We start from the raw sequence: 7,065 nt of genomic DNA on the forward strand, positions 1-7,065 counted from the left end.
CTTTGTATGCAGTTGTTAAGGCACTTTAGGTGGTGCAGCAGTGGGGCGCAACTTTTCGATGCCAAACGTTTTGGCGAGCGCCGGTTGAGTGGGCCGCTGCAGAGAGACTTGCCCAACCAAGACTATTCAATCCATATTGGGCTGTAGCGCTTATCCAATAAGCGTTAGCAGCTATCAATTTCATACCAATCAACTAACGGCACCCTGGCCCTTAGCGTGCACTGGTGCCGCCCTGCAAGTCCCTGCAGTGCCGTCAGGTAAATTGCCCCGCATGCCGAACACCTCTTCGCCCCCCTCAGCCGCCGCCCCCGCATCCCTCATCGACTCCCGCCAGGCCGCGTGGCGCCTGCTGACCACGCTGGGCCTGGTGGTGCTGGGCAACAGCAGCATGTATGTGGTGTCGGTGGTGCTGCCCGCCGTGCAGGCCGAGTTTGGCGTGGGCCGCGCGGACGCATCGCTGCCCTACACGCTGATGATGGTGTGCCTGGGGCTGGGCGGAATCTGGACCGGCCGCATGGCCGACCGGCATGGGCTGATGCCGGTGCTGTGCGTGGGGGCTGTGGCCGTGTGTGGCGGGTTCGTGTGGGCGGGGCTGTCGGGCAGCATCTGGGGGTTTGGGCTGGCGCACGGGCTGATGGGGCTGATTGGCAGCTCGGCCACGTTTGCGCCGCTGATGGCCGACACCGCGCTGTGGTGGAACAAGCGGCGGGGCATTGCGGTGGCAATCTGCGCCAGTGGCAACTACATTGCGGGCGCGCTGTGGCCGCCCATCGTGCAGCACGGCATTGAGCTGATCGGCTGGCGCTACACCTATGTGCTGCTGGGCATCGTGTGTGGGGTGGGCATGCTGCTGCTGGCACTGCGCATGCGCCAGCGCGCCCCCATGGTGCAGATGGACGCAGCCTCTGCACCGGCCGCAGCGGTGCAGGGTGCGGCAGTCGGTGTGGCGCCCCCGGTGCTGCTGCTCGACCGCAGCCGCCCGTTTGGCCTGCGCCCATTGCATGCGCAGCTGTTGCTGTGTGTGGCGGGTGTGGCCTGCTGCGTGGCCATGGCGATGCCGCAGGTGCACATCGTGGCCTATTGCACCGACCTGGGTTTTGGCGCGGCGCGCGGGGCCGAGATGCTGTCGCTGATGCTGGCCTGCGGCATCGTCAGCCGCCTGGTGTCGGGCGTGATCTGCGACCGCATTGGCGGCGTGCGCACGCTGCTGCTGGGCTCGGCGCTGCAGGGCGTGGGGCTGGCGCTGTTTTTACCGTTTGACGGGCTGGTGCCGCTGTATGTGATCTCCGCAATGTTCGGGCTGTTCCAGGGCGGCATCGTGCCCGCCTACGCCATCATCATCCGCGAGTATTTCGCCCCACAGGAGGCCGGTGCGCGGGTGGGTGCGGTGATCATGGCCACGCTGATCGGCATGGCGCTGGGGGGCTGGATGTCGGGCTGGATTTTTGACCTGACGGGCAGCTACCGCGCGGCGTTCCTGAACGGCATGGCGTGGAATCTGCTGAACCTGTCGATCGTGGGGTGGCTATTTTGGCGCGTGCGGTGCCAGTCGGGTGTGGTGGGGCGAGTGCAACCCACTGCAAGGTGAGTACGGCGGGCGGCAAATCTGCCCGCAGCGCTCGCCAGTACTGGAAAAGCATGGGTCAAATGGCTGACGGCCCTAGCACTCGACAACGCGCGGGCCGGTAGTTCAATGTGTGGGCCAGACGCTGGAACACAGTGAGCCGTTTCCGCGGTGGTAGTCACATGCCAGCGCAATGTGGCCCAAGCGGCGGCGCGGGTAGCGCGTAGGCACCGATGAAGCAGCCTTTTTGCGATAAACGGGTGAGCTGTACATCCGTGTCGTTGTGGGGCTCCGGCCTTAAGCTGGCAGATCCGCATCTCGTTATCCAGCGCGGCCGTCGGGGCCACCCGAGTCCCCGATCAACGGTGTTCCAATCGTACGCACTGAATACCGTATGTCTATTTGAAGGGCGCTCGTTTAGTTATCACTTGACCCGCGTTTGTTCAATATATTCCTCGCAGCGGTGAGGATCGTGAATCCCATATCGAATACCGCAATATTCCGAAAATTGATTTTTTCGTGTACTGTCAAGTGAATCATATGGATCACGATCGAGTGTATATTGCGCAGGGTTCCTGAAAAGAACTTGAAACGTTGGGGTTGTCTTTATAAAGGGATTCCATGCGCTCCCCACTTCATGGTCTCCAACGTATCGATCCAACCCAACAAAAAGCCACGCAGTCAGAAACAAAGAAAGTGTGCCGACAAAAAAGGCGATTTTTTTTGTCATATCAAGGTTTTGCAAGACCAAATTTTTTACGCAATTGCTCCGCAATGATCATTCCGTAAATTCCTGGGCATGCCCTGCTACTGCCCGCAGCTTGTGCAAATTCCCGATGCCCTCCAAGTCGCTTGATGGGAAAAAATTCGATCAAAGTTTGGACTAATTTTTCCGCTTTGGACATTTGCAGCTCCGATGGCTCATCGTGATTAACCGCAAGTTGATCCTTTTGCACGCCCAAGAACTCAGAAACCCCGGCTCGCACTCCCCTGCTTCGCGTAACGTTTGCGACACCAGGACCGTACCGGGATGCCTCACCTCGGACGCTCAAGTCAGCCAGGAAAACCACTCCGATGACACCAGTGTTTCCCCTTTCAATGTGAGCTCCCTTGTGGCGAATGTCAAGCGCTTCATAAACCACCCCTCGACAATCGATAGCATAGTGATAGCTAATTTGTCCGAAGCTATTCATATCGATTTTCTCGGCGTTCTTTAGGGCATCAACACCGTTCGCCCCACATGAGAACGAATTGCCTGCATGATGAATGGCGATGGACTGGTAGCTCCAGTCATTCTGGGGAATCTTGGCAGGGTTCAAAGCCTGCCACGTTTTTCGTTCAACAATATTTACCCTATCAATGATTACTTGCCTGATTTTTTCTTGATCAGCAACAAGGCATGCTGCGGTGGGATTGAGAATTCTTATGATATCTTGGTTCAGGGCCCTGTGAGTCGAACCATGGGGAAGAATGATGGAGTCTGCGGGTGTGACGCCAATCATTTTTTGAAATACATGGATTGCTTGGAGTGTTTCAGGAGAAATTCTGCCATCTTCTTTGATGGGCTGATAGCCGATCTTGCAATTCATATGGCGGTTGAGAGCCTGCTGAACCGCTTGTACCTCATGAGGGTTATTTCCGACAGTTTTCCCAATTGGCGAAGTGATTTTAATTTCGGCCATTATTAATATCTTATTAAATGGTGCTCTCTCTCAGCGAGTCTTGGTACGGAGCACTCATCCCTACCAGACGGCTGAGATACAGATTGGCAAATGCCAATCACAAAAAGCTCGACCCCATCAAACAGCCTGTAGGGGATTTTCTGAGAGCCCTAAGGGGCAAGTGATCACTGGGAATACCGCTTTCGGTGTTGTCGAGAGGCATTTGAGCAGCCTGCTACCCTGCGGTGCCTCCGCGGCAGCTCCATCGTTTAAGCACCGGTGGCGAGCTGTTCATGTCGTGCTCGGCAACACAAGACGCAATGTTTTTGTCGAGCGGCTTGGTAGCAGTGGCCGATGTCCCGGCGTATTCACAAGCTACCCAGTAAACGCGGTCGGTCGGAGCTAACAGCCACCGCGAGGTGAGCGTCTTGCCTTTGCGCTGCGCGCTGCTGGGCGCTAGTTGGGCCATCTCCTCTGGTGGCCCCGCGTAGAAGGAAATATTGGCAAGAGGATGCGTGTCGTTGCTGCTGCGGGTTTGCCAATCTGAAATAAGGGCGGGCGAGGGCGTCTGTTGGACCTGAATTGATGGTGGGCAAGCGATTGGCTTATGGGCCGCCGCGTTGCCCGGGGCCTCTTGCGCGATCGCAGCGCCGCTCGCGCTCAAAACAATCAGTGAAAGACTTAGGCCAAATTTATTCGTCATACCGATTACTCCACCACCGAGAACGCGTCGCCATTGTTGCTGGGGTCAACATATTTCCCGGTCTTGTCCTTTCCGAGAAACATCAACCGACGCAAGCGGATCGTGCCGCTGCCGGACCATTGATCGACGACCGTGATTCCCGATGCATCCTGAGACACATACAACGCCGCATGGTTGCCAGTGCCCTGGTTTGGGTACTTTCCGTTGACGAAGGTTGCGATGGCAGTGCCCTTTTTGAGCAGCATATTGCCTTTCACAGAGGCCCCTTCTCTCCAGAGCGATGAGGCTGGAGCTCTGGCGTAGTGCTTAACAAGTGCAACGCAGTGGTGCGTGCCCACGAGAGGTTGCTTGGCCAAGGACTCTGGGTTGTCGTAGATGTATGACATTCGTTTGCTGGCAAAGCCGCACAAACACACCTGTCAGGGCTCGTTCAGGCGTTTGGGGCGGCCGAATTCTAGGAGCGCCGCACAGCCGCAAAACGTGACATCGGAAACCGCTTGTGTGCAGATATTGGTGGCCGCTTGCCTGTCTGCGACTTGCACGAGCCCTACTCTGCCTGCAGATACAACTCTGCCAATTCTTTCTGTGCGGCAGCGTCAATACCCAGCACGTCCACCAGATACGCCTGCAGCCCGCCAAAGTCGTTGTTCACCATGTGCAGGGCGGCATCCAGAAACTCTTCCTGAACACGCCACAGCACGCGCAGCACTTCTTCCGGCGCGTGGCTGCCCATGCCCGGTGGGCGCTGGTAGAGCGCGTTGGTGAGCAGGTAGTCGTGCATGACCACATCGCGCGGCACGCCCAGGGTCAGCAGGATGAGGGCGGCGGCAAAGCCGGTGCGGTCTTTGCCAGCGGTGCAATGGAACACGGTGGGTGCATCGCTGGCGAGCAGCAGGCGGAACAGCTCGGCAAAACGTGGGGCGTTGTCGTGCACAAAACCCCGGTAGGTGTCCTGCATCAGGCCCACGGCGTCTTGGGCGGTGAGCTGGCGGCCGGTGCGCTGCAGCTCCAGCGCGCGCTGCACCACGGTGGGTTCGATGTGCAACGGGTGGTAGGCCACGCCGGGCAGTGCGTAGGCATACGCGGCGCTTTCGGCCTGGCCGCGAAAGTCCACCGCGCGGGCCACGCCCAGGTCTGCCAGCAGGGCCTGGTCCTCGGGCGTCAGGCCCGCCAGGTGGTCAGAGCGGAAGATGCGGCGCCATTTCACCGGGCGGCCGCAGTGGCCGGTGTAGCCGCCGAGGTCGCGGAAGTTGGTGGCGCCTGCGAGGGGGACGGACCGGGTGGGGGCTTGCTCTTGCTGCATGGTGCTTGGCACGGTTGAGTGGTGGGTGGGGATACGAAAGCAACAAGGATAGTCGGGCACTGCGGCAGGTGCATGTCGCGCGGGTAGCTGGAGGAAGTCGAGCACGACGGCTGACTTGCTGACCACCCACCCCGAAAGCCGCCACCTGCGCCACGTCGATATGCAGAATGCGGGTATGCAGCGCTTGGTGCCCGTCCCCTCCGATTTGCAGCCCTGGCTGATGGCTGCCGTGGTGGTCAATGCCCCGGCGGCGCTGGCGCAATCGCATTTCCCGGCCATGGTGGCGAGCATGCTGGTGGTGCGGCTGGCCGGGCAGGTGGTGTGCCGGGGCGCGCCCGTGCCGCAGTCAGCATGGATGAGCGCCAGCACCACGGCCACGGTGTATGAACACAGCGGGCCGGTGCAGGCCGTGGGGCTGGTGCTGCAGCCTTCGGCAGCGGCGGCGCTGTTTGCCAGTGCGCGTGGAGTGGTGAACACGCTGCGGCCGCTGGCAGACCTGGTGGGCCCTGGGTGGGCGGAGGTGGAACACGCGGTGCGGGCAGCCGCGGACGATGGTGCGCGGCTGCAGGTGCTGTGCGACTTCATCCGCCAGTGGGTTGCGCCGCCATCGCCCTGCGAGGCGCGGCGGCAACAGGCGCTGGCTTTGCTACACGCGGCCAACGACGATGCAAAAGACGCAGGCCAGCGTCTGGGCCTGAGCCAGCGGCAGTTTGAGCGGCGCTTTGTGGCGCACTGGGGCATGGCGCCCAAGCAGTTTCAGGTGATTGCGCGGTTGAACACCGCACTGGGGAGCGCGCTGGCCGCGCCCGACGGCCCTGTGGTGGAACTGGCGGTGGACCAGGGCTACTACGACCAGTCGCACATGGCGCGTGATGTGCGCAGGCTGGCGGGCCAGCCGCTACAGGCCCTGGTGCAGGGCAGCCGCAGGCCGGTCACCGAACACTGGCCCCTGCAGGTGGGCGCACAGGCGCAGCAGGGTCAGCTGGGTCAGCCGCCGGAGGGATCAGCGTCCCTGCGCAGGCGTTGAGCCAGGTACAGCGGCATCACAAACGCGAGCCCGATACCAAAGCAGGCCGCGATGTAAGCCCAGCGCCACGCGCCCAGGCGGCGGTCGGCCGCCACCCAGGCCGAGAACGCCACAGCGGCCAGGTACACATCGCAGGTGATGCCGGTGGTGAGCGCATTGGCAAAGGCGTCGCGCCAGAAAACATCGGGCATCACGCTGCCACCGCCCAGAAAGTACAGGGTGTTGAAGTACCAGGGGATGGCCAGACCCAGGGCGGCCAGCAGAAAAAGAAAAACGCGCAGGGTTTGGTGGTGGTGCATCGGTGCATGCGGCCCCCAAAGAAAGAGAGAGGCCTGGGGTAATGAATCAATGCGCCGATTGAATCTGTGCAGTCCCCTCGCCGGCTAGGAAAAAAACGACATGCCCACCACAGGCCTGCACGCCATCAACAGCTGGCCGCCATCCGCTTACTGCGCAGTCGGTAGCGACGTGACTGCCCCGTCCACCGGCAGCTCCTGGCTGCCCTGGGGGCAGGGCTGGTCGGTGTAGGTGGTGCGGCCGTCCCGCACGCACTTGCGCGGCTGCGGAGTCACGGGCTGGGATGCGCCCGCCTGCGCGGGGCGGGCCTGCGTGGCAGTGGGGCGCTTGTCGGGTGGCAGGGATTCGGGCCCGGGGCGGGTGATCTTTTTCCAGGCCTGTTCGGTCCAGGGTCCGGCCTGGGGCAGCCACTGGTCGGCGGTCCACCACGCCGCTGCTGCGGTGGCCAGCAGCAGTGCGGCCAGAAGGGACCAGAGGGCTCGTTCGCGGGGGCTGCGCATGGGGTGGGCC

Annotated in this window: 9 protein-coding genes; 2 read left to right on the top strand and 7 right to left on the bottom strand. The window is 61.4% G+C overall.

The genetic code is table 11. The features are described 5' to 3' along the window. Positions 1–271: 271 nt before the first annotated feature. Positions 272–1,588: an MFS transporter gene (locus tag DBR23_RS00185; protein ID WP_108496905.1), complete on the top strand. Its 1,317-nt coding sequence runs from the start codon at positions 272–274 to the stop codon at positions 1,586–1,588. A 400-nt stretch (positions 1,589–1,988) separates the two neighbouring features. Here the strand turns inward: DBR23_RS00185 and DBR23_RS29100 are convergent, their stop codons facing one another. From DBR23_RS29100 to DBR23_RS00205, 5 genes are all read right to left on the bottom strand, one after another. Beyond that, the gene (locus DBR23_RS29100; RefSeq protein ID WP_146191168.1) at positions 1,989–2,294 is read right to left on the bottom strand and encodes a hypothetical protein; all 306 of its coding nucleotides are present in this window, start codon (positions 2,292–2,294) and stop codon (positions 1,989–1,991) included. Between the two features lies 1 nt (position 2,295). Further along, the gene (locus DBR23_RS00190) at positions 2,296–3,246 is read right to left on the bottom strand and encodes an N-acetylmuramoyl-L-alanine amidase (protein WP_233250188.1); all 951 of its coding nucleotides are present in this window, start codon (positions 3,244–3,246) and stop codon (positions 2,296–2,298) included. A gap of 214 nt (positions 3,247–3,460) precedes the next feature. After that, positions 3,461–3,928: an STY0301 family protein gene (locus DBR23_RS00195; RefSeq protein WP_108496907.1), complete on the bottom strand. Its 468-nt coding sequence runs from the start codon at positions 3,926–3,928 to the stop codon at positions 3,461–3,463. A gap of 5 nt (positions 3,929–3,933) precedes the next feature. Next, entirely contained in the window at positions 3,934–4,314 is a 381-nt protein-coding gene (locus DBR23_RS00200; RefSeq protein ID WP_146191169.1) for a BPSL0067 family protein, read from the bottom strand. 161 nt (positions 4,315–4,475) lie between these two features. After that, positions 4,476–5,231: a tyrosine-protein phosphatase gene (locus DBR23_RS00205; protein ID WP_108496908.1), complete on the bottom strand. Its 756-nt coding sequence runs from the start codon at positions 5,229–5,231 to the stop codon at positions 4,476–4,478. 115 nt (positions 5,232–5,346) lie between these two features. On the opposite strand from DBR23_RS00205, the gene DBR23_RS00210 reads away from it, so the two are divergent. After that, positions 5,347–6,258: a helix-turn-helix domain-containing protein gene (locus tag DBR23_RS00210; protein WP_233250189.1), complete on the top strand. Its 912-nt coding sequence runs from the start codon at positions 5,347–5,349 to the stop codon at positions 6,256–6,258. Here DBR23_RS00210 and DBR23_RS00215 read toward each other — a convergent pair. Further along, on the bottom strand, positions 6,219–6,557 hold the full coding sequence (locus DBR23_RS00215; protein WP_108496909.1) for a DUF2834 domain-containing protein: 339 nt from the start codon (positions 6,555–6,557) through the stop codon (positions 6,219–6,221). The genes DBR23_RS00210 and DBR23_RS00215 overlap by 40 nt on opposite strands. A 147-nt stretch (positions 6,558–6,704) precedes the next feature. After that, on the bottom strand, positions 6,705–7,065 hold a 361-nt coding region (locus DBR23_RS00220; RefSeq protein ID WP_369882069.1), incomplete at its 5' end, for a hypothetical protein.

This window comes from Acidovorax sp. HMWF018, from assembly GCF_003061035.1.
Taxonomy (GTDB): domain Bacteria; phylum Pseudomonadota; class Gammaproteobacteria; order Burkholderiales; family Burkholderiaceae_C; genus Acidovorax; species Acidovorax delafieldii.